Annotated in this window: 18 protein-coding genes; 11 read left to right on the forward strand and 7 right to left on the reverse strand. The window is 56.3% G+C overall.

Annotated elements, in window-relative coordinates:
• The first annotated feature begins 44 nt into the window (after nucleotides 1–44).
• The 4 genes from O9K64_RS16760 (at nucleotide 45) to O9K64_RS16775 (ending at nucleotide 4,495) form a co-directional block, all read left to right on the forward strand.
• Complete coding sequence (locus O9K64_RS16760) at nucleotides 45–932, forward strand: glycosyltransferase family 9 protein (protein WP_275099250.1); 888 nt, start codon at nucleotides 45–47, stop codon at nucleotides 930–932.
• Between the two features lie 24 nt (nucleotides 933–956).
• Nucleotides 957–2,159, forward strand: a complete 1,203-nt coding sequence (locus O9K64_RS16765; protein ID WP_275099251.1) for a glycosyltransferase family 4 protein — start codon at nucleotides 957–959, stop codon at nucleotides 2,157–2,159.
• The gene (locus O9K64_RS16770) at nucleotides 2,156–3,169 is read left to right on the forward strand and encodes a glycosyltransferase (RefSeq protein ID WP_275099252.1); all 1,014 of its coding nucleotides are present in this window, start codon (nucleotides 2,156–2,158) and stop codon (nucleotides 3,167–3,169) included. The genes O9K64_RS16765 and O9K64_RS16770 overlap by 4 nt, the downstream gene beginning before the upstream one ends.
• Nucleotides 3,170–3,304: 135 nt before the next feature.
• Nucleotides 3,305–4,495 carry an O-antigen ligase family protein gene (locus O9K64_RS16775; RefSeq protein WP_275099253.1) on the forward strand — a complete coding sequence of 397 codons (1,191 nt, stop codon included), beginning with the start codon at nucleotides 3,305–3,307 and terminating at the stop codon, nucleotides 4,493–4,495.
• A gap of 19 nt (nucleotides 4,496–4,514) precedes the next feature.
• Here the strand turns inward: O9K64_RS16775 and O9K64_RS16780 are convergent, their stop codons facing one another.
• The 6 genes from O9K64_RS16780 to msbA all read right to left on the reverse strand — a co-directional run bounded on the left by O9K64_RS16780 (nucleotide 4,515) and on the right by msbA (nucleotide 11,922).
• Complete coding sequence (locus tag O9K64_RS16780; RefSeq protein ID WP_275099254.1) at nucleotides 4,515–5,096, reverse strand: D-sedoheptulose-7-phosphate isomerase; 582 nt, start codon at nucleotides 5,094–5,096, stop codon at nucleotides 4,515–4,517.
• A gap of 367 nt (nucleotides 5,097–5,463) precedes the next feature.
• Nucleotides 5,464–6,261 (reverse strand): aldo/keto reductase, encoded by a 798-nt coding sequence (locus tag O9K64_RS16785; protein ID WP_275099255.1) that lies wholly within the window; start codon nucleotides 6,259–6,261, stop codon nucleotides 5,464–5,466.
• Nucleotides 6,258–7,445: an FAD-dependent oxidoreductase gene (locus O9K64_RS16790; RefSeq protein ID WP_275099256.1), complete on the reverse strand. Its 1,188-nt coding sequence runs from the start codon at nucleotides 7,443–7,445 to the stop codon at nucleotides 6,258–6,260. Before O9K64_RS16790 ends, O9K64_RS16785 begins: the two co-directional genes overlap by 4 nt.
• Complete coding sequence (hldE, locus tag O9K64_RS16795; protein ID WP_275099257.1) at nucleotides 7,442–8,887, reverse strand: bifunctional D-glycero-beta-D-manno-heptose-7-phosphate kinase/D-glycero-beta-D-manno-heptose 1-phosphate adenylyltransferase HldE; 1,446 nt, start codon at nucleotides 8,885–8,887, stop codon at nucleotides 7,442–7,444. Before hldE ends, O9K64_RS16790 begins: the two co-directional genes overlap by 4 nt.
• A gap of 339 nt (nucleotides 8,888–9,226) precedes the next feature.
• The gene (gene lpxL / locus O9K64_RS16800) at nucleotides 9,227–10,156 is read right to left on the reverse strand and encodes an LpxL/LpxP family Kdo(2)-lipid IV(A) lauroyl/palmitoleoyl acyltransferase (protein WP_275099258.1); all 930 of its coding nucleotides are present in this window, start codon (nucleotides 10,154–10,156) and stop codon (nucleotides 9,227–9,229) included.
• 8 nt (nucleotides 10,157–10,164) lie between these two features.
• The gene (gene msbA, locus O9K64_RS16805; protein ID WP_275099259.1) at nucleotides 10,165–11,922 is read right to left on the reverse strand and encodes a lipid A export permease/ATP-binding protein MsbA; all 1,758 of its coding nucleotides are present in this window, start codon (nucleotides 11,920–11,922) and stop codon (nucleotides 10,165–10,167) included.
• Between the two features lie 341 nt (nucleotides 11,923–12,263).
• On the opposite strand from msbA, the gene O9K64_RS16810 reads away from it, so the two are divergent.
• The gene (locus tag O9K64_RS16810; RefSeq protein WP_275099260.1) at nucleotides 12,264–12,563 is read left to right on the forward strand and encodes a nucleotidyltransferase domain-containing protein; all 300 of its coding nucleotides are present in this window, start codon (nucleotides 12,264–12,266) and stop codon (nucleotides 12,561–12,563) included.
• Nucleotides 12,560–13,078 (forward strand): hypothetical protein, encoded by a 519-nt coding sequence (locus O9K64_RS16815; protein ID WP_275099261.1) that lies wholly within the window; start codon nucleotides 12,560–12,562, stop codon nucleotides 13,076–13,078. The genes O9K64_RS16810 and O9K64_RS16815 overlap by 4 nt, the downstream gene beginning before the upstream one ends.
• Before the next feature lie 83 nt (nucleotides 13,079–13,161).
• Here the strand turns inward: O9K64_RS16815 and rfaH are convergent, their stop codons facing one another.
• Entirely contained in the window at nucleotides 13,162–13,656 is a 495-nt protein-coding gene (gene rfaH, locus O9K64_RS16820; protein ID WP_275099262.1) for a transcription/translation regulatory transformer protein RfaH, read from the reverse strand.
• A gap of 1,070 nt (nucleotides 13,657–14,726) precedes the next feature.
• Here rfaH and rfbB point away from each other — a divergent pair.
• Genes rfbB through O9K64_RS16845 form a run of 5 tightly spaced genes read left to right on the forward strand, consistent with a single transcriptional unit; the run spans nucleotide 14,727 to nucleotide 18,919 of the window.
• Entirely contained in the window at nucleotides 14,727–15,794 is a 1,068-nt protein-coding gene (gene rfbB, locus O9K64_RS16825; protein WP_275099263.1) for a dTDP-glucose 4,6-dehydratase, read from the forward strand.
• Nucleotides 15,785–16,687, forward strand: a complete 903-nt coding sequence (gene rfbD / locus O9K64_RS16830) for a dTDP-4-dehydrorhamnose reductase (protein WP_275099264.1) — start codon at nucleotides 15,785–15,787, stop codon at nucleotides 16,685–16,687. Before rfbB ends, rfbD begins: the two co-directional genes overlap by 10 nt.
• A complete protein-coding gene (rfbA, locus tag O9K64_RS16835) occupies nucleotides 16,684–17,568 on the forward strand; it encodes a glucose-1-phosphate thymidylyltransferase RfbA (RefSeq protein WP_275099265.1) in 885 nt (294 codons plus the stop codon). The genes rfbD and rfbA overlap by 4 nt, the downstream gene beginning before the upstream one ends.
• Nucleotides 17,565–18,116, forward strand: coding sequence for a dTDP-4-dehydrorhamnose 3,5-epimerase (gene rfbC / locus O9K64_RS16840; protein ID WP_275099266.1), 552 nt, complete (start codon nucleotides 17,565–17,567; stop codon nucleotides 18,114–18,116). Before rfbA ends, rfbC begins: the two co-directional genes overlap by 4 nt.
• A complete protein-coding gene (locus O9K64_RS16845) occupies nucleotides 18,113–18,919 on the forward strand; it encodes an ABC transporter permease (protein ID WP_275099267.1) in 807 nt (268 codons plus the stop codon). The genes rfbC and O9K64_RS16845 overlap by 4 nt, the downstream gene beginning before the upstream one ends.

Raw genomic sequence — 18,919 nt, forward strand, 5'->3', positions numbered from 1 at the left:
CCAGGGTCGCGCTGTTAGTGCCCTGTTGAATAGTGCGGCGTAAGATGAAAAAAGTAGGGATAATCCGTTTTAGCGCATTGGGTGACATTGCCTCCACAATACCCATAGTGCGGGGCTGCAAGTATCCCCCGGTACTGGTCACTTCTCCGTTGGGGAAAGCGCTCTATGAGGATGAGTGTGACTCTTTTCTTGTACTGCGCAATAAAAGTTTCAAGGAGGTACTCAGGCTGTTGAGGGAGTTGTGGCGTGGCCGTTTTGACATGCTTGTGGACCTGCAGAGTAATGATCGCAGCAAAATGCTCACCGCCTTGGCGATGACGCCGCGGGTCAACTCCATCGGTATAAATCAGCAACAACAGACGACAAAAATCCTCTCGGATATCGCCCAAAGAACCGACTGCTTTTATCCGCTGGATATGACCCCGGAGAAACGCGAACAGAGTTACATCGTGCTGAACGCGGGTTCTAGCGAAAAGTGGCGTTCCAAACGGCTTCCGGATCATAAATGGGTTGAATTTTCACGGCGGTTGCTGGATCGCTTTGGTCTGCCGTTTGTATTGACCGGCAGCGAAGAAGAGCGTGAATATGTTCAGCACATCGCTCGGCTGGTCCCCGGAAAGGTTGAGGTTTTGGCTGGAAAAACAACTATTCAGGAATTGAAAAAGTTACTCAAGGAGGCCTGTCTGACCGTCTCCACCGACTCGGGACCGATGCACCTCTCGGCCGTGCAGAAAACGCCGACCATCGGACTGTTCGGGGCCACCAGCTGGATAAAATCGGCACCATTCGGTCCCTGGAGCGTGGCGCTGTATGATCATGTTTATTATGCGGAGGGACGGCCTCCATCCAGTAGTCGGCTGGTGGTTGATGATTATTACAGTAACATCCGTATTGAGGAGGGGCTTGAGGCCCTGAGGCCGGTATTGTGCTAGTGGTTTGCTGGGGCGTGTCCGCGTGTGGATGGTTTCTGCCTGCAGAACAACCCCAGCCAACAAAGCTGTGTAGCAATCTTATTACGGGCCTATTTCCCGCTGCGAGATGATGTTGCAAACACCTTGGCGACAAATATGAAAATTATTCAGTTATTGCCTGAATTGAACGAAGGTGGCGTAGAGCGCGGCGTTGTGGAACTCAACCGTGAGTTCGTAAAACTAGGCCACACCAGCATTGTGATCAGCAATGGCGGAAGGCTGGCTCCAATGATTTCTGCAGCGGGTGGGGAGCACATTACCCTTGATGTCTGTAGCAAAAATCCGCTGTCGGTCCCGTTTCGCAGTTATAAGCTGAGCAAGCTGTTTGACCGGCTGCAACCCGATATCATTCATGCCAGAAGCCGGGTTCCGGCCTGGCTTTGTCACTTTGCCAACCATAACCGGCGTTTCCCGTTTATTACCACGGTTCATGGAATGAACAGTGTGGGTCGCTATAGCCGGATCATGACCACGGGTGACCGGGTGATCTGTGTCAGTGAGGTGATCAAGGGGTATCTGCTGGAAAACTACCCGGACCTTAATGGTGAAACGCTGCATGTGATACAGCGTGGCGTGGATATGCAGATGTTTGACCCGGAGGCGGTTGACCGGGAGTTTGTCGACGAACTCAGGCGCCAGCTTGGACTGAATGATGCCTTTATTGTCGGCAGTGTTGGGCGCATCACCTACCTGAAGGATTATGAAACCTTCATTGCCGCGATTGCGCAATGTGCCGAGTCTATTCCGAGTATACGCGGTGTTATCGTCGGAGGGGTACGGGCGGACAAGCAGGAGTATCTGGCTGGCTTGAAACGGCTGGCGGCCTCGCTGGGGGTTGCGGAGCGTATTGTTTTCGCCGGCAGCCAGAGTCGTATGCCGGAGATCTATGACCTGTTTGATGTGATGGTCAACGCCTCGCTTAAAATGGGTAATGTAGGGCGTACCGTAACAGAAGGGCTGGCGATGAATACGCCGGTCATCGCCACCACATTTGAAGGGTTGCGCAATCTGGTGGTTGATAATGTGAATGGCTTCATTATCAATAATCAGGATGTGGATGGCCTCGCCAAGAGCATAGAAAAATTATACAGAACGCCAATACGGAGCACGCGCTCGACCGTTGATCCGGAATTCACCCTAGACGCCATGGTGGAGAAGACACTCACCATCTACGGGCAGGTGCTATGAAGGTATGCCACTTCATCGCATCACGTGGTCTTGGCCGGGGTGAGTTCTATGTGGATCTCGTCAATGAGCTGTCGGGTCTGTGTGATATTACATTGATGATTCCAGCGGGTGCCCGTTATCTGAACAGGGTTTCAAGTGCTGTTTCTGTTTGTCAGTATCAGCATAAAAATTCCAGAAAAAATCCACTGCTTTTATGGGAGCTGGGAAAGCAGTTCAAATCCCTCAAGCCAGATATCGTGCATACCCATTTTGGTAAGGCGACAGGGATATTCCGCTTTCTCAACAGAGTGCTGCACCTGCCGCACGTGGCGACGAAACACAATCCGCGGAAAGGACGGGTTTTTGATCGGGTGGCGCATGTCATTGCCGTTTCTGATCAAGTAAGGGAGACGATTAAAAATCCGCATGTGCACGTCATACACAATGCAATAACCCCCGTCCCTATTACGCATAGAAAGTGCCGTCCCGCGAGGTTCACCCTGATGGCTGTCGGCAGGCTGGATCCGATCAAGGGGTTCGATCTGCTACTGAAAGATATCGCCAGGCTGGAGTTCGATTTTCTGCTGAAGATTATCGGTTCAGGAGCAGAAAAGCAGCACCTGATGGAGCTTGTCTCAACGCTGGGACTTGCCGGGCGCGTTGAGTTGTTGGGCTTTCGGGAAGATATTCCGCAACAGTTGAACGAGGCGGATTTGGTCGTTATCAGTTCGCGCAGCGAAGGTGGCCCGGTGGTCGCCTTGGAAACGCTGTTTTATGGAAATTTGCTGATCTCCACCCCGGTAGGTATCGTGCCTGAGATTTTGCCCGCTGATCTGTTGGTCGAGCAGGGTGGTTTTGCAAAAAAAATAGAGCAGGTTTATCGCGATTATGCGCACTACGCACAACTGTTCAGCCGGCTGCAGCAAACACATCAGCGGGATTTTTTACTCTCAACTATCGCGGCTCAGCATATCGGACTATATAGCGACATGCTGGGTTGTAGTATGACGTCAGAACATAATAAACATTAAGCGTGTGGGGATAGTACTTGTAGGGTGGATGCGCTGATGCTTATCCACCCTACGCAGTCAGCGATTCGGGCTTTGTGAAATGAACTCCGAAACTTGAGATAATAAACATTAAGTGTGTGGGGATAGATTTGCAGCATGTATTCTGATTTGCAGGGCAGTATCAAACAAACCTCCGGGATTGCCGGTTGGTTCATGCGTCACGCGCTCCTGTTACCCGTGATTGTGATAGCGAGTTACCACATTGGCAGGGGCATGGGCGATTCACTGCAGTTGCTCTATCTGTTGTGTGGTCTCTATGCATTGAAAAGCATGGATATCGGGCCCCACCGGAAGCTTGTCTATCTGCTCATACTGTTGCTCGCCTTGATGCTGCTATCGGTGTTCTATCCTACATTTTCTGCGCAGAGTTTGAAGTATTGGGTGCTTTATGCGTTGTCCGGGTTGGTGCTGGTCTTTACGGTCGGTGCCTCTCCGCCGGAGCGGCAGCAGCCCGATTATCGATTGATGGCATGGATCCCGATCGCACTGCTGGCGGGTTTTACGATCAAACTGGGGTATCTGTTTTTCTTCGCTAAAAGTTTTGACCCCGCCTTCCAGATCAATGGCATGATTCTGGCGGCGTTGTCGCCGCTGGTTTTTCTTATTGGCAGGCCTGAAAAATATGCACGGGTTACTATATATGCCCTGTTTTACCTGACGGCCCTGCTGGCCTTGTCCGCTGCCGATAGCAGAACCGAGTTGCTGATGCTGCTATCGGGTGGCGCTTTTTTCGTCGCCATCTATACCAGAAGACTCGCCGCGCTGTTTATTATCGTACCCTTCGTGTTGGTGGTGACCATAGCGGCTGACAGTTATCTATTCAGACCGCAAGGCTTGACCATCACTGGTGACCCTTTTCAATGGCTGGATACGCTCAGTTCCAAGCGTTTGAGCATCTGGGTTGGTGCATTATCCCATCCTCCGGAAAACTATTTGACCGGGGTGGGGATGCGACGATCCATTGAGTTTCTCCCTGAACTCAATTACGTCAAGCATCTGCATAACCTGTTTATCGAGATCTGGTTTGAGACCGGTCTGCTGGGTCTGCTGGCCTATCTGGCGCTGGTCTCGCTACTGCTGTCCGGGTTGCCGCGTGCCTACCGGATGCTGCAGGGTATCGACAGGCGGGTCTATGCGGTATTTTTCGCCTCGGGCATGGCGGCCTTGATCGGGGGGCTGCTGGATAAAGGGTATCTGCATCCGCTGACACGCTATTACATGCTGTTCTGTTTTACGGTGCTCTATCTTTATCACCGGCGTTGCGGTAAAGCCAAAGCCGGCGACTGATTGGGACGGGGGTTTCCAGTCAGCTGAACAGGGTCTGTTCCAGGGTGTGGCACAGGGCGTGGATGATCACGATATGCTGCTCCTGGATGGTGCCGGTCTCGGTCCCCTTGGCCAGGATGACATGGTCGGCCAGCGCGGCCGCCCGGCCGCCCTGGTGTCCCGACAGCAGGATGCTGGTCAGCCGCTGGGCACGACACTGTTCCAGCGCCCGCAGGATGTTGGGCGAGTTGCCGGAGGTGGTGATGGCGAGGAACAGGTCGCCCGGTTGCATCTTGCCCTCCACCTGGCGGCTGAAGATATGGTCGTAGCCATAATCGTTGCCGATGGCGGTCAGGATGGAGCTGTCCACGGTGAACGCCTCCGCCGCTAGTGCCGGGCGGTCCTTGCCGAAGCGGCAGACCAGTTCGGCGGCCAGGTGCTGGGCGTCGGCGGCCGAGCCGCCATTGCCGGCGATATAGAGGCGCCCGCCCTGCCGGTAACAGGCGATGATGGTCTGCATGGCCCGGTCGAAGGCCGCCAGCTGCTCCTGATCCTGCAGTAGCGCCTGCTTTGCCTCGATGGATTTTTCAAGAAACCGTTTCAATTGGTCCGCGTGGCTCATATTTTCCTCGTTACCCTGGTAAGCACCAATATTCAAAAACAAACCCAATGCCTGCAATCTGGAGAAACGACTCACCACAAAGACACAAAGGGCACCAAGAAAAAGTATCTCTTTGTGTGCCTTGTGACTTTGTGGTTAATTAGTGTCTATCCAAAAACTGCAGAAATCGTCATTCCGGCGAATGCCGGAATCCAGTAACTTGTTGGAACCCCTGGACCCCGGCCTCCGCCGGGGTGACGACATTTTAAATTACGTGCGTTTCTGGATGGATACTAATTATTTTCTGAGTAGCCCTGCAGGAAATAAAACTTTCCGTGGTTTCAGTGTCCTTCCGTGGCTAAAGCACCTTCCAGGACGCGACTGTCGGCTAGTCATGCCGCTGTTCGATTTGCTCAAGGACGCGTTCCAGTATCCGCACATTGTCCCGCAGATGGTCCGGGTTGATGGTGCCGACAATCATGCCACTGACGCCGGGCTGGGAGAAGACAAAGCGCATCGATTCCTCGACACCTTGCGCTCCCGGTATATGGCCGCTCTGCAGGCCCTTCTTGATCAGCACGCCTTTATTATTGGCGGCGGCCGCCTGCAGTACCGGCAACTCCTCGTTATAGGCGAGGTTACAGGTGGCCATCACGATGTCCATCTCTTCCACCACCCGCAGTCCGCCCGCGATGCTCTTGCTGGACATGCCGTGGGCGCGGACCAGCCCGCGCTGTTTCAGGGTGCGCAGGGCATCCAGGGCACCCTCCCGTTCCAGAATGGCGATGTCGTTGCCGTCGGAGTGAATCAGGACGGCATCCAGGTACTCGGTATTCAAAGTGCGCAGGCTCTGCTCCACCACCGCGACGGTGGTCCGGTAGCCGAAGTCGAAGCGGGACTGGCCCTGCTCGAAAAATTCGCCCACCTTGGAGACGATGACCCAGTCACTTCTGGGGCCCGGCAGCAGCCTCCCCAGCCGCTCCTGGCTGCTGCCATAAGCGGGCGCGGTGTCGAGCAGGTTGATCCCCAGCGACCGCGCCTGGGCCAGCAGATTGCGCACGCTGCGATCATCCGGGATCTCGAAATGGCTGGGATATTTGACCTGCTGGTTACGGCCGAATTTGACCGTGCCCAGTCCCAGGGGGCTGATCCGGATGCCGGTGTTGCCCAGTTCCCGCCACTTCATTCCGATAGCTCCTGCCAGGGTGGCGCGGCCAGCGGTGGCTTTGGCAGCCGCTGCAGGATCTCCGGTTGTGGGGCTGCCGGTTTTACGCCCTGCGATTGCAGCAGTTCAGTGATTTCGCTGGCGAGGCGCGGCGCGAAGGCGAGCTTGGTCGGCCAGGCGGTGATGATCTCCCGGTCACTGTGCAGGCAGCAGCTGTCGGGCCGAACGCCACTGGTGATCCGGGGTTCCGCCCGTTCGATCATGAGGGAGCGCCAGCGGACACCGCTGAAATCGATCCAGGGCATGGTGGCCTGCAGTTCCTGTTGGGCTACCTCAATCTGCCGTTCGGTACCCAGGTCGATCCCGTTTTCCGCCAGCTGTCCACCGATATACCAGACCTGTTCCCCATCCGGGAGCGGGTAGCTGGTGATGGTGAGTCGCGGATTGGCCTGGGCGCCGAGGCAGTGGGCGAACAGCGGCGGCAGTTGGCCCTGCAGGATCAGCATATGTAGGGGTCTGAGCTGCATGGCCGGGCGCTCGCGACCGAGTTGTTGCAACAAGGCGGCATTGCCCTTGCCGGCGGTCAGGATGATCCGCTGACTCTCCAGGGTGACCCGCTCTCCTCCGCTGTCAACGGTAAGGGTGCCGGGGCTGGCCGGGTTCAGCGTGAGCCCCCCGGGTGGCACCAGCAGGATCCGCTCCCTGATCTGCTCGGCCAATACCCGGGTCAGGGAGGGTATGTCCAGCACCGGTTCATCCAGTTGATAGAGCCGGCCATGGAATCCCGGGGCATCGAAGGGGGCGGGGCGCGAGGGTCCGTCGATCGGCCGCATGCGGCTGCGCATCGCCTTGCCGGCGAAGAAACCGGCCAGTTGCGAGATGAGGTTGTCCGTCGACCAGAGGTGCTGGTGTTGCGCCAGGACGCGTACCTGGCGCAGATCCAGCGGGCCGTCGCCCGCCAGGCAGGCGCGCCAGATGCCGGGCATTTCGGCGATCGCCCGGGCCGATTCGTTCAGGTTGCCGCGCAGGGCATACTTGGTGCCGCCGTGAATGATGCCCTGGGAGGCGACCGTCTGGATGCCGCCAATGGCCCGGGATTCGATCAGGGCCACCGAATAGCCCTGCCGGGTCAGCGTGGCGGCGCTCCACAGGCCGGCGATACCGCCACCCAGCAGGGTGATATCAACCCGCACCGTGTCGCTCACGGTGTCTTGCCGTGAAGCTCGCTGTCGCGGATGGTCTTGATCATCCCGGTGGTGGAGCAGTCGTCGACAAACTGCATGATCCGCACCTCGCCGCCACTCTCACGGACACAACGTGCGCCGGGGATCTTGTCGGGATCGTTGTCCCCACCCTTGACCAGAAAGTCCGGCTTGAGCCGGCAGATCAGTCGCTCCGGGGTCTCCTCCGAGAACGGCACCACCCAGTCGACACAACCGAGGGCGGCCAGCACGGTCATGCGTCGCCACAGGGTGTTGACCGGCCGGTCGGCGCCCTTGAGGGCGCGCACCGTCTCGTCCACATTGACCGCCACGATCAGCCGGTCACCGAGGCGGCTGGCCTGCTCCAGGTAGGTGACGTGTCCGGCATGCAGGATATCGAAACAGCCGTTGGTCATGACAATGGATTCGCCGCGCGCCCGGGCCAGGGCCATCGCCTCCAGCAGTTCCTCTTCCGTGACCGCGCCGGTATGGGCCACCTGCCGTTCCTGCAAGGCATATTTCAGCTCGTCCAGGCTGACCGTGGAGGTGCCCAGTTTGCCCACCACGATACCGGCCGCGATATTGGCCAGTTGGGTGGCGGCATCCAGCGGCATGCCGCTGGCCAGGGCCGTCGCCAGGATGGAGATGACGGTGTCCCCGGCGCCGGTGACGTCGTAGACCTCCTGGGCGTGGGTCGGGTGGTGCCGGGCCGGCCGGTCCCGCTGCAACAGGGTCATGCCCAACTCGCCGCGAGTGATCAGCAGGGCGTCGAAATCGTACTGCGCCATCAGCGCCACTCCCTTGGCCGCCAGGTCGTCGTCGTCGGCCACGCTGCCGGCGACCGCCTCGAACTCGGACAGATTGGGGGTGACCAGGGTGGCGCCCCGGTAGCGCTCAAAGTCGGTCCCCTTGGGGTCGACGATGACCGGCTTTCCGGCCGACCTGGCCAGGCGGATCAGTTCGCCGACCTCCTGAAGCGTGCCTTTGCCATAATCCGACAGGATCACCAGATCGGTCTCGCCGAGCTGTTCGTGGTAGGCGGCCGTCAGATCCCGGGTGGCCAGGTTATTGAAACCATCTTCGAAGTCCAGCCGGATCAGCTGTTGCTGACGGCTGATGATGCGCAGCTTGGTGATGGTCGGGCGCAGCTCGTGGCGCTGAAACCGGCAGCTGACCCCTTTGTCGGCGAGCAGCCGCTCAAGCTCTTCCGCCTCCGGGTCCTTGCCGGTGATTCCGAGCAGGGTGGCCCGGGCCCCGACCGAGGCGATATTCAGGGCCACGTTGCCGGCCCCGCCGGGGCGGGATTCATCCCCCTCGATCCGCACCACCGGTACCGGCGCCTCGGGTGAAATGCGGTGGGTGCCGCCGTGCCAGTAGCGGTCCAACATGACATCGCCGGCGACGAGTATGTGTACGGGTGTGAAGTCCGGAAGATCAAGCGACATGGCTATTGGGGATGCAGTGAAAACAGGGCTGTGAATATACCACAAGCCGCCATTGCCCCCTAAATTCGGTAGTCGACGGCTGTCAGCGAGTCACGGAAAACACGGAATCCACGGTAAGTTTTTATTGTCTGCGTCTTCCGTGACCAATGATGCATACCCTGTGCGCGCCCGATGCGGAAAACTTTTTCACCACTAAGTTACAAAGCACACGAAGGAATGCCTTTCTCTTGAAGGCTTTGTGAGCTTGGTGCCTTTGTGGTGAGGCTGTTCAGCCACGGGCACACACGGAATCGACCGAATATTTTTTTAGTGTCTTCGGTGCTCTTCCGTGGCCAACAATCAATACAACCCAGGTTCTCCTTCGGGGCGCGTTTTAAAACGCCGGTGAATCCAGAAATACTGTTCCGGCGCTTCCAGAATCGCCTGCTCCAACAGGGCATTGATACGCAGGGTATCCTGTTCATCATCGCCGGTGGCGAAACCCTCCAGGGGCGGGTGTACCCTGATGAGGTAGGTGCCGTCCGCCCGGCGTTTCGGAAAACAGGGTAGTACCACCGACTTACCCATGGCGGCGAAACGCGATGTGGTGGTAATGGTTGCCGCCGGGATGCCAAAAAAAGGGATGAACAGGGCGTGATCCAGCCCGTAGTTCTGGTCATAGGCGTAGTAAATCGCCTCTCCCCGGCGCAGGCAGCGGGTCATGGTACGGATATCATCCCGGGGAATTATGGAGCCCATGCGGCGGCCGCGGCCACGCAGCAGCAGCAGGTCCATGAGCGGGTTTTTCATTGGACGGTACATGGCCCCCGTCCGGTTGAACAGGCAGAGCATTTGTCCCGCCAGCTCTGTCGTGCTGAAATGACCGGTGACCACAAGCACACCGGATCCATCCGCTTTGGCATGTTGGATGTGCTCGAGGCCCTCAATCTCCACCCGGCTCTTCAGCGCCTCGTCGCTTCCCCACCAGGAGAATGCGGTCTCAAAAATGCCCATGCCGATCGCCTCGAAATGTTTCCGAAGCAGCTGTTTCTGCTGTTCCGGCGACAGCTCGGGAAAGCAGAGTCTGATATTGGTGCGGGCGATATGAACGCGTCGTGACAGCAGCCGTTGCGCCAGTCGGCCCAGTTGCCGGCCGATACCCAGTTGGACACTGAACGGCAGCAGACTGAGCAGCCGCAGAATGCCCATCCCTGCCCAGGTGGGCCAGAAACGGGGATGGATAAACCGTTGCCATGGGAATCGGCCTTGGGATGGTGGTTTTGTCGTCATGAGTCGCTTTATCCAGCAGAGAACTGCAGCTGGTGGAGCTTTTTATACAACCCCTGCTGTGCCAGGAGTTCACCATGGGAGCCGGTCTCGACCACCCGGCCATCCTTCAGTACCACGATGCGGTCGGCATTCTCGATAGTGGAGAGCCGGTGGGCGATGGTCAGGGTGGTGCGGCCGGACCTGAGCCGTTCCATCGCCTCCTGGATCAGCTGCTCGGACTCGGTATCCAGGGCGGAAGTGGCCTCGTCCAGGATCAGGATGGGGGCGTCCTTGAGCAGGGCGCGGGCGATGGCCAGGCGCTGGCGCTGTCCGCCGGAGAGCCGGACGCCGTTGTCCCCGATGGTGGTGCCAAACCCTTCCGGCATCCCCTCGATGAACGCCAGGGCGTTGGCGGCCCGGGCGGCCTCCCGGACCTGCTCGTCCGTGGCGCTGCTGTTGATTCCATAGGCGATATTGGCACGGACACTGTCGTTGAACAGAAATACGTCCTGGGAGACCAGGGAGACGTTGGCCCGCAGCACCGACAGGGGCAGGTTGCTGATATCGGTTCCGTCGATCAGGATCTGCCCCCGGCTGGGACGGTAAAACAGCGGGATCAGGCTGGCCAGTGTGGTCTTGCCGCTGCCGGAGGGACCGACCAGGGCGATGTTTTCGCCGGGGGCTACGGTCAGCTGGATATTACTTAGGGTAGGGGTGGTCTCGGTCCCATCGCCCGGTCCCCCATCATGCGCATAACGAAACTCCAGATTGCGCCACTCCAGCAGGCCTTTGGGTGACGGCAGCTCGGCCGTGCCCTGGTCCTGCTCCGCGGGCTCATCGAGCAGCTCAAACACGCTCTCCGCGGCGGCCAGGCCGCGCTGCAGCTCATTGTTGATGCTGGTGAGCTTCTTCAGGGGCGACAGGATCATCGCCATGGCGCCGAAGAAGGCGACAAACTCGCCCACGGTGAAACTGCCGGCCGCCGACTGCTGTGCCGACAGATAGGCCATCAGCGCCAGACCGCAGACCGCCACCAGCTGGTTCACCTGGACGCTGCCGTTATGGGCCAGCACCGCTTTCATCTTGAACTGACGCACCTTGTTGGCCGAGTCGAAGAAGCGGCGTGCCTCGTGCGCCTGGCCGCCGAACAGTTTGATCACCTTGTTGCCGGTGATCACCTCCTCCAGTACGTGAGTCATCTCTCCCATACGCTTTTGCAGGGCGCGGTTGATGGTACGTAAGCGCTTGCTAACCACGCGGACGAAAAAGGCCACGGCCGGGATCAGGGCGAAGGCGATCAGGGTCAGCTTCCAGTTGAGGTAGAGCATCAGGCCCAACAGGCCGAGGATGGAAAGGGTATCCCGGATCAATGTGACGATCACATAGGAGGCGGAGCTGGTGAGCTGCTCCACGTTGTAGGTCACCTTGGACAGCACCACCCCGGCTGAATTGTTGTCGTAGAAGCGGGTCGGCAGGACCAGCAGTTTCTGCAGCATCAGCTCGCGCAGATTGAACACCACCCGGGTTGCCACCGACTCCATGGCCACCGAACTGACGATGGTCGCCAACCCCTGAATCAGGGCCAGCCCGATCAGCAACAGCGGGACCAGGATGATCATCCGCGGGTCCTTCTCGACGAAGCTGCCATCCAGCAGCGGCTTCATCAGGTAGGGCATGGCGGGCTGAGTGGCCGCCAGGACGATGGTTCCCAGTATCGAGACCAGGAATATCCGCCAGTGCGGGCGGACATAGCGCAGGAGTCTTTTGTACTGGGCGAGGGAAGTCATGGGAAAGGGGTGTTTACCTGGGTGGATTTTTTAAGTAATTGTTTAAAAAGGGGGTATTGGAAAAACAGTTGCGCGCATGATAACCGAAAAGCCATATGGCATGTACCGGTTTTTCGGAAAGTGCCGTATATCGTTTCACGCCATCTGGGGTATCCTCGGTCGATCTTCCAAAGAATTACTCGCAAAACTTCCATTAGCGTACCATCCGCAGGTAGGATATCGCAGAGGATCAATCATTTCTGTCATGTTGCCATGATGGGAGTGTTCGCCGGATCCTGGTTGTTCAGCTTATCCACGACTGACCTACCGGTTTAACGAACCATGAGGCCTTCTGCGACCCAATGCGCCTGTCCAGTCAAACACGAAAAACAATTCGAGATACCGTGAACGAAATATTCGGCGCGGATGCGACCGTCATGTTATTTGGCTCCAGAGTCGATGACACGGCGCGTGGCGGGGACCTGGACTTACTGGTGCAGTCGGACAAGCCAGTTCAGCAACGTGAACGAAAAGCATTGCAACTCGTCGCCAGGTTGCAACTCCGTTTGGGCGATCAACCGATTGACGTCGTGGTGCTCGATCCCGAAACGACCTATCAACCAATACATAAAGAGGCGCTCCGCACGGGTGTGAGGTTATGACCATAAGCAGCATCCTGCCGGTTGACCGCTTTCTCCTGACCCTGGATATCGTCTCGCGCGAAGGCGGTCACCTGGCCTACAGCTGGAATCGACTTTATCAACGCCAGGTCATCGACGTGACGTGGGTAAATAGTCTGGAAACCCATCCGGAACTGGCCGAGCGCGTGGAAGCCTTCATATCGCGTTTTGGCCGCATGCAGGACACCATTGCGGACAAACTCTTGCCACGTTGGCTGATGGCCCTGGCGGAAACTCCCGGAAGCCAGATCGAAACCCTCAACCGCGCCGAGAGGCTCGGTATAATCGAAAACGTTGAGCATTGGCTCGAAGCGAGAAAGCTGCGTAATAAATTGGTCCACGAATACATGGAGAGTGCGGAGACCTTCGCCGAAGACCTCATGCTGGGAAAGGAGTATGCCTTGATGCTATTGGACAGCTTCAACCGTCTGCGTGAGTTCGCGGCTGTCAGGATGGGTATCGAAGAGGCACAATTACCGAAACCACTCCGGTTATAGAGGCCCGGACGCAAAGGTTTTCGTAGGAGCGCCTGTGGCGCGAAGGCCGGGTGGCTACACCCGTGAACGCATCCGCCGCCAGACTACAACACGGCGATACTATCCGTCGGTACCTCGATGCGATTCATTTTCCCAATCAGGTTGAGCAGGATAATCGCCCGGTTCTCGGCACGCTGTTCGCTGAAAATGGCCTCATAATCCGCAAATGGACCGCTCACCAGCCGAACCCGATCGCCTTTACAAAAGTTTTTGAGCGGAAGCCGGTGCAGACCGTCGGCATCTGCTCTTTTTCTAATGGCATCAATCAGTTGGTCGGATATTTTGGCCGGATTCATACCCACCCGCACCAGCGAACTGACGCCCCGGGTCGAGCGGATCGGTGTCCAGTCATCCAGGCCGGCGGTCAGGCGGATAAACAGGTAGCGGGGGAAGAGCGGGGTGATGGTGTTCTGGGGATGACTCGGCTGCCCGATCAGGGGAAGATAAGTCATATATCCCTGTCTTTCCAGCTGTTCGCATGCGGTCCTTTCCTGGCGTGGTTTGGTGTGTATCAGGTGCCAGGCTGCTTGATTGTCCATCTGGATTCCCTTTCTGAAACAGTGGTTTCATTACCAGCCGCGTATGTTGATCGGAAAATCCGTAATGTTCAACCCCATTGGAGCAGGCAGAGTTGGTTTTGTGTGCTTTTTTGTCTGAAATGAGATTTGAATACAATAATCTCTTGTAAGGTTCTCCAGAATTAGTGTGGGAGCGATGGTCTCCCCATCTCGGGGGGTGATTGGGCAATTAAAGTTGTCCAAAATGCCCCCCCAGCCGAGTGGCAGGGGTCCACCACTATACAAGCGTCTGATTCGTGCCTGAAATACGAAGCCCCTCCAGTCGAACGGGATGGTTTCAAGCTCTATCGTCGGTGCGAATACAACCACGCTGCTGCGCGGCGGGAAATGCTTGACCTGGTTGAGTGGGCGCTGGTCGAGTATTGCCAAAAACGGGTTGAGCTTCGCAAACAGAATCCGCTGTCCGTTTGATTGTTTTGAAATTGCAAACCAATCCCACGTGGTGCTACCATGCCCGCTTCTGAACAAGTGGGCTCGGTTGGTGTTCTAACCTGCTGATTTCAGAATCTTCAATACGTTTTCAGTCAGGCTTGCAGACCCGGCAAGTCATGGCGGTAGCGTGGTTGAAGCCATTAAAGTCACCAAGAAGTCCACAGTTTTCAACTGCGGAAAATGTTTGAAAACCTCGAAGTTTGAGAACGACCCGCACGCCTCATCTCAGCCATATTGGATCTGCTGAGGCGATAGATTTCCTGGCGATGTCGGTTCCTTGTCTTGGCCCCTATTCCGATTTGTAGCATCTCAAGCCCTTGATCGTGGCGGTGACCTATACCCCGATGTCGGTGATGCCCTAAAGGCGGCCAATCGCGAGCTGTTCTTCAATATCATGGGCGAGAGTCGAGTCATCGCCCAATGGGCAGGGAAGCACGTAATTAGCGACTTTGTATAAATATATCAACACCCTGGCCATCGTCGCCGCCTGCAGCGAGCCACCCAGTATCAGATCAAGAGGCCATTGCCGATGCTGGCGCATCAGAATGGGCTCAAGGCGGCAAAAAGGCAACCTTAATAATCAATCATCCATATAACCCATGAAATTACTCATCACCGGCGGCGCAGGATTCATCGGTTCTGCCGTCATCCGCCACCTGCTCACCGAGACCGATAATCAGGTACTCAATCTCGACAAGCTGACCTACGCCGGGAACATCGAATCGCTGGCATCCGTTTCGGACAACCCCCGCTACCATTTTGTACGAGGCGATATCTGTGACAGGGATATGGTTTCCAGCCTGTTTGTTAAATTCCAGCCTGATGTTGTGATGCATCTTGCGGCGGAATCTCATGTCGATCGTTCCATAGAAGGCCCGGCCGAGTTCATCCAGACCAATATAGTTGGCACCTCGGTGCTATTGGAGGTGGCGCGCTCCTACTGGAGCAATTTGCCAGCCGGCAGGAAAGCCAACTTCCGTTTTCACCACATCTCCACCGACGAGGTCTACGGCAGCCTGAGCGCAGATGGACTCTTCACCGAGGAGACTCCCTACGACCCAAGTTCGCCGTACTCCGCATCCAAGGCCAGTTCCGACCACCTTGTGCGTGCCTGGCATCGTACCTACGGCTTCCCCGTTCTGGTAACAAACTGTTCCAATAACTACGGTCCCTACCAGTTCCCTGAAAAACTCATTCCGTTGATTATTCTCAACGCCCTGGATGGCAAGCCCCTCCCGGTTTATGGAGATGGTCGGCAAATCCGTGACTGGCTCCATGTCGAGGATCATGCCCGCGCCCTCTACCGGGTCGTCACCGAGGGTCGGGTCGGGGGAACCTACAATATCGGCGGTCACAACGAGAAAACCAACATCGAGGTGGTTCATGCGGTTTGCGATCTGCTGGATGAGTTCCGCCCTGACCGCCCTGACGGTATCGCCTCCTACCGGGATCTGATCACGTTTGTGGCTGATCGCCCCGGTCACGACCAACGCTACGCCATCGATGCGTCCAGGATCCAGGCAGAACTCGGCTGGGTACCCGAGGAGACCTTTGAGAGCGGCCTCAGAAAAACCGTGCAGTGGTATCTGGACAATTCCGTTTGGTGCCGGCATGTCCAGGACGGCAGCTACCAGCGCCAGCGGCTGGGAATTATTGAATGCCCGTAAAGATGCTTCTTTTTGGCAAGACCGGCCAAGTTGGTACGGAGCTCCAACGCACCTTGCCGCAATTGGGGCAACTCAAGTCCTGTGGCAGAGAAGTGGCGGACCTTGAAGACCAGGAGAGCTTGAAGGCGGTTATCCGGGACTATCGCCCGGATATTATCGTCAACGCCGCAGCTTACACGGCTGTAGACCGGGCGGAAGCGGAACCGGGCAAGGCCAATCGCATCAACGCTGAAGCAGTTAGTCTGTTGGCAGAAGAAGCTAAGCGTCTCGACGCTTGGCTGGTCCATTACTCCACCGACTATGTATTCGATGGAACCAATGACCAACCCTATATCGAAACCGACCAGCCAAATCCGCTCGGCATATACGGCGAGACCAAACTGAAAGGCGAAGAGTCGATAAGACGAAGCGGATGCAAATACCTCATCTTCCGCACCAGTTGGGTCTATGGGGCGCACGGGAGCAACTTTATCAAAACCATCCTGCGACTTGCCAGGGAACGGGAAGCATTGAATATTGTAGCCGATCAGCACGGCGCCCCCACCTCAGCGGCACTGATTGCGGAGATAAGCGCCAAAGCCATACCCGCTATCCTGAGTGGCGCAATGCACCCGGGCACCTACCATTTGGCAGCATCAGGCGATACGACCTGGCATGAACTGGCGCGAAGGATAGTAAGCCGGGCGCACCAATTGGGGATGCCGCTTCTCCTTAAACCTGAGCAAGTACAACCTATCCCAACAATAGATTATCCAACCCCTGCAACTCGACCGATGAATTCGAGACTGGATTCATCTCTCCTTGCCACGACGCTTGGTACCACCTTGCCGGATTGGCAGTCGGAGGTCGATTGCTTCATTGATAATTTGGTCAGAGAGGAAGAGCAGCAATGACCCGTAAAGGCATCATCCTCGCCGGAGGTTCGGGTACGCGACTCTACCCCGCCACCCAAGTGGTCTCCAAACAGCTTCTACCCGTATTTGACAAGCCGATGGTGTACTACCCGCTGTCAACACTGATGTTGGCCGGGATTCGGGAAATTCTGGTGATCTCAACCCCCCAAGACACACCAAGGTTCAGGGAGTTGTTGGGCGACGGCTCCCAATGGGGCCTGAGTCTTCAATATGCGGTACAACCCTCACCCGATGGTCTGGCGCAGGCACTGATCATTGGCGAGGCATTTTTGGATGGGGCGCCAAGCGCACTTGTTTTGGGGGACAATATTTTTTATGGCCACTCCCTGAATCAAAATCTACGATCTGCGAACGCCAGATCAGGTGGCGCTACGGTATTTGCCTACCATGTACGCGACCCGGAGCGTTACGGTGTTGTCGAGTTTGACAGCGCCGGAAAGGCGATCAGCCTGGAGGAAAAACCGGCGCAACCCAAATCGAGCTATGCAGTCACCGGACTCTACTTCTATGATCACCTCGCCGTCGAGTATGCTAAGCAACTAAAGCCCTCCGCCCGAGGCGAACTTGAAATCACCGATCTGAATCGAATCTACCTGGACAAGGAAACGCTTGCGGTTGAGCGTATGGGGCGGGGTTACGCCTGGCTGGATACTGGAACCCATGAGAGTCTGCTCGAAGCACATCAATTCGTACAAACGATCGAGCATCGGCAGGGGCTGAAGATTGCCTGTCCTGAAGAGATTGCGTTCCGAAATGGATGGATTGACGTCTGTCAAATGGAGAAGCTGGCTCAGCCAATGCTGAAGAATGGGTATGGGCAGTATCTTCTATCCCTCCTAAGCGAGGCGAAACGCAAATGAGGGTCATACCTGCGGCCATTCCAGATGTACTGATAATCGAACCGGAAGTATTCGAGGACGCGCGTGGCTTTTTTTACGAGAGTTTTAATCAGAGTGGGTTTCAAGAAGCAACTGGCCTGAACGTGACATTCGTCCAGGACAACCACAGCCATAGCAAGGAAGGAGTTCTTAGGGGGCTGCATTACCAACTGCCCCCGGCTGCCCAAGGCAAGTTGATTCGTGTTGTGCGCGGAGCGATTTTTGATGTGGCAGTGGACATTCGAAAGTCATCACCGACCTTTGGCAAATGGATTAGTGAAACCCTATCTGCAGATAACAGACGTCAACTTTGGGTGCCCGAGGGTTTCGCCCATGGTTTCCTTACGTTAGACAACTTCTCCGAATGTATCTACAAAACTACAAGTTACTATGCTCCAGAGCATGAATGTTGCATAGCATGGAATGATCCGGAAATTGGCATCACTTGGCCAGACATGTCATCCCCAATACTATCCACGAAAGATCAAAGAGGTCTCGACTTAGCTCAGGCAAGGGTGTTCTTAGAGTGAGCGGTTTCAAAAAAAATTTCTCTACAGGCTGGGCAGATATCCAAGCTGCGATAACCAGTCATCACCAAATCACAGTGCTTGGTTGGCAGGATGTCGCTACACGATATCGACGCTCTAAAATTGGCGCATGGTGGCTTACCATAAACATGGCTGTATTGATTGGTGCGCTGGGCTTTGTGTTCGGCATGCTCTTTCAGCAACCCGTGGAGGAATATCTACCCTATCTGACGGCAGGTTTTATTCTTTGGGGTTTTATTTCAACAACCATCGGTGAAGGCTGCACTAGCTTTGTTTCCGCCAGCGACACCATTTTGCAAATACGCATGCCCTTGTTCACTCACGTGGGACGCACGTTGTGGCGTAATCTTGCGATTTCCTCTCACAATCTGCTTATCTTGCCGATAGTTTTTCTTGCATTCTTCAAGCAACCGAGTTGGGCTGCTTTGATGGCAGTACCAGGTTTATTCATGCTGATCCTAAATCTGACTTGGATAATGCTCATTGCCGCAGTGGTAAGCACGCGCTTTCGGGATGCCACACAGATCATTCAAAACTTTTTACAGGTAATGTTTTATCTCACACCGGTCATTTGGAACCCGGAATTAGTGCCTGAACGCGCAGGTACTTTTATTTTAGACATGAACCCTTTTTATCACCTTTTGCAGTTGGTTCGAGCGCCACTTTTAGGAGAAGTCGTCTCAGTAGCCACTTGGACAATTACTACTTTAATGGCGGCTGTCGGATGGCTGGCTGCAGTCGCGTTTTTAGGTGCATACCGCAAACGCATCCCCTATTGGTTATGA

Origin of the sequence: Sedimenticola hydrogenitrophicus (genome assembly GCF_029017505.1) — a bacterium.
In the GTDB taxonomy this organism is placed as follows: domain Bacteria; phylum Pseudomonadota; class Gammaproteobacteria; order Chromatiales; family Chromatiaceae; genus Sedimenticola; species Sedimenticola hydrogenitrophicus_A.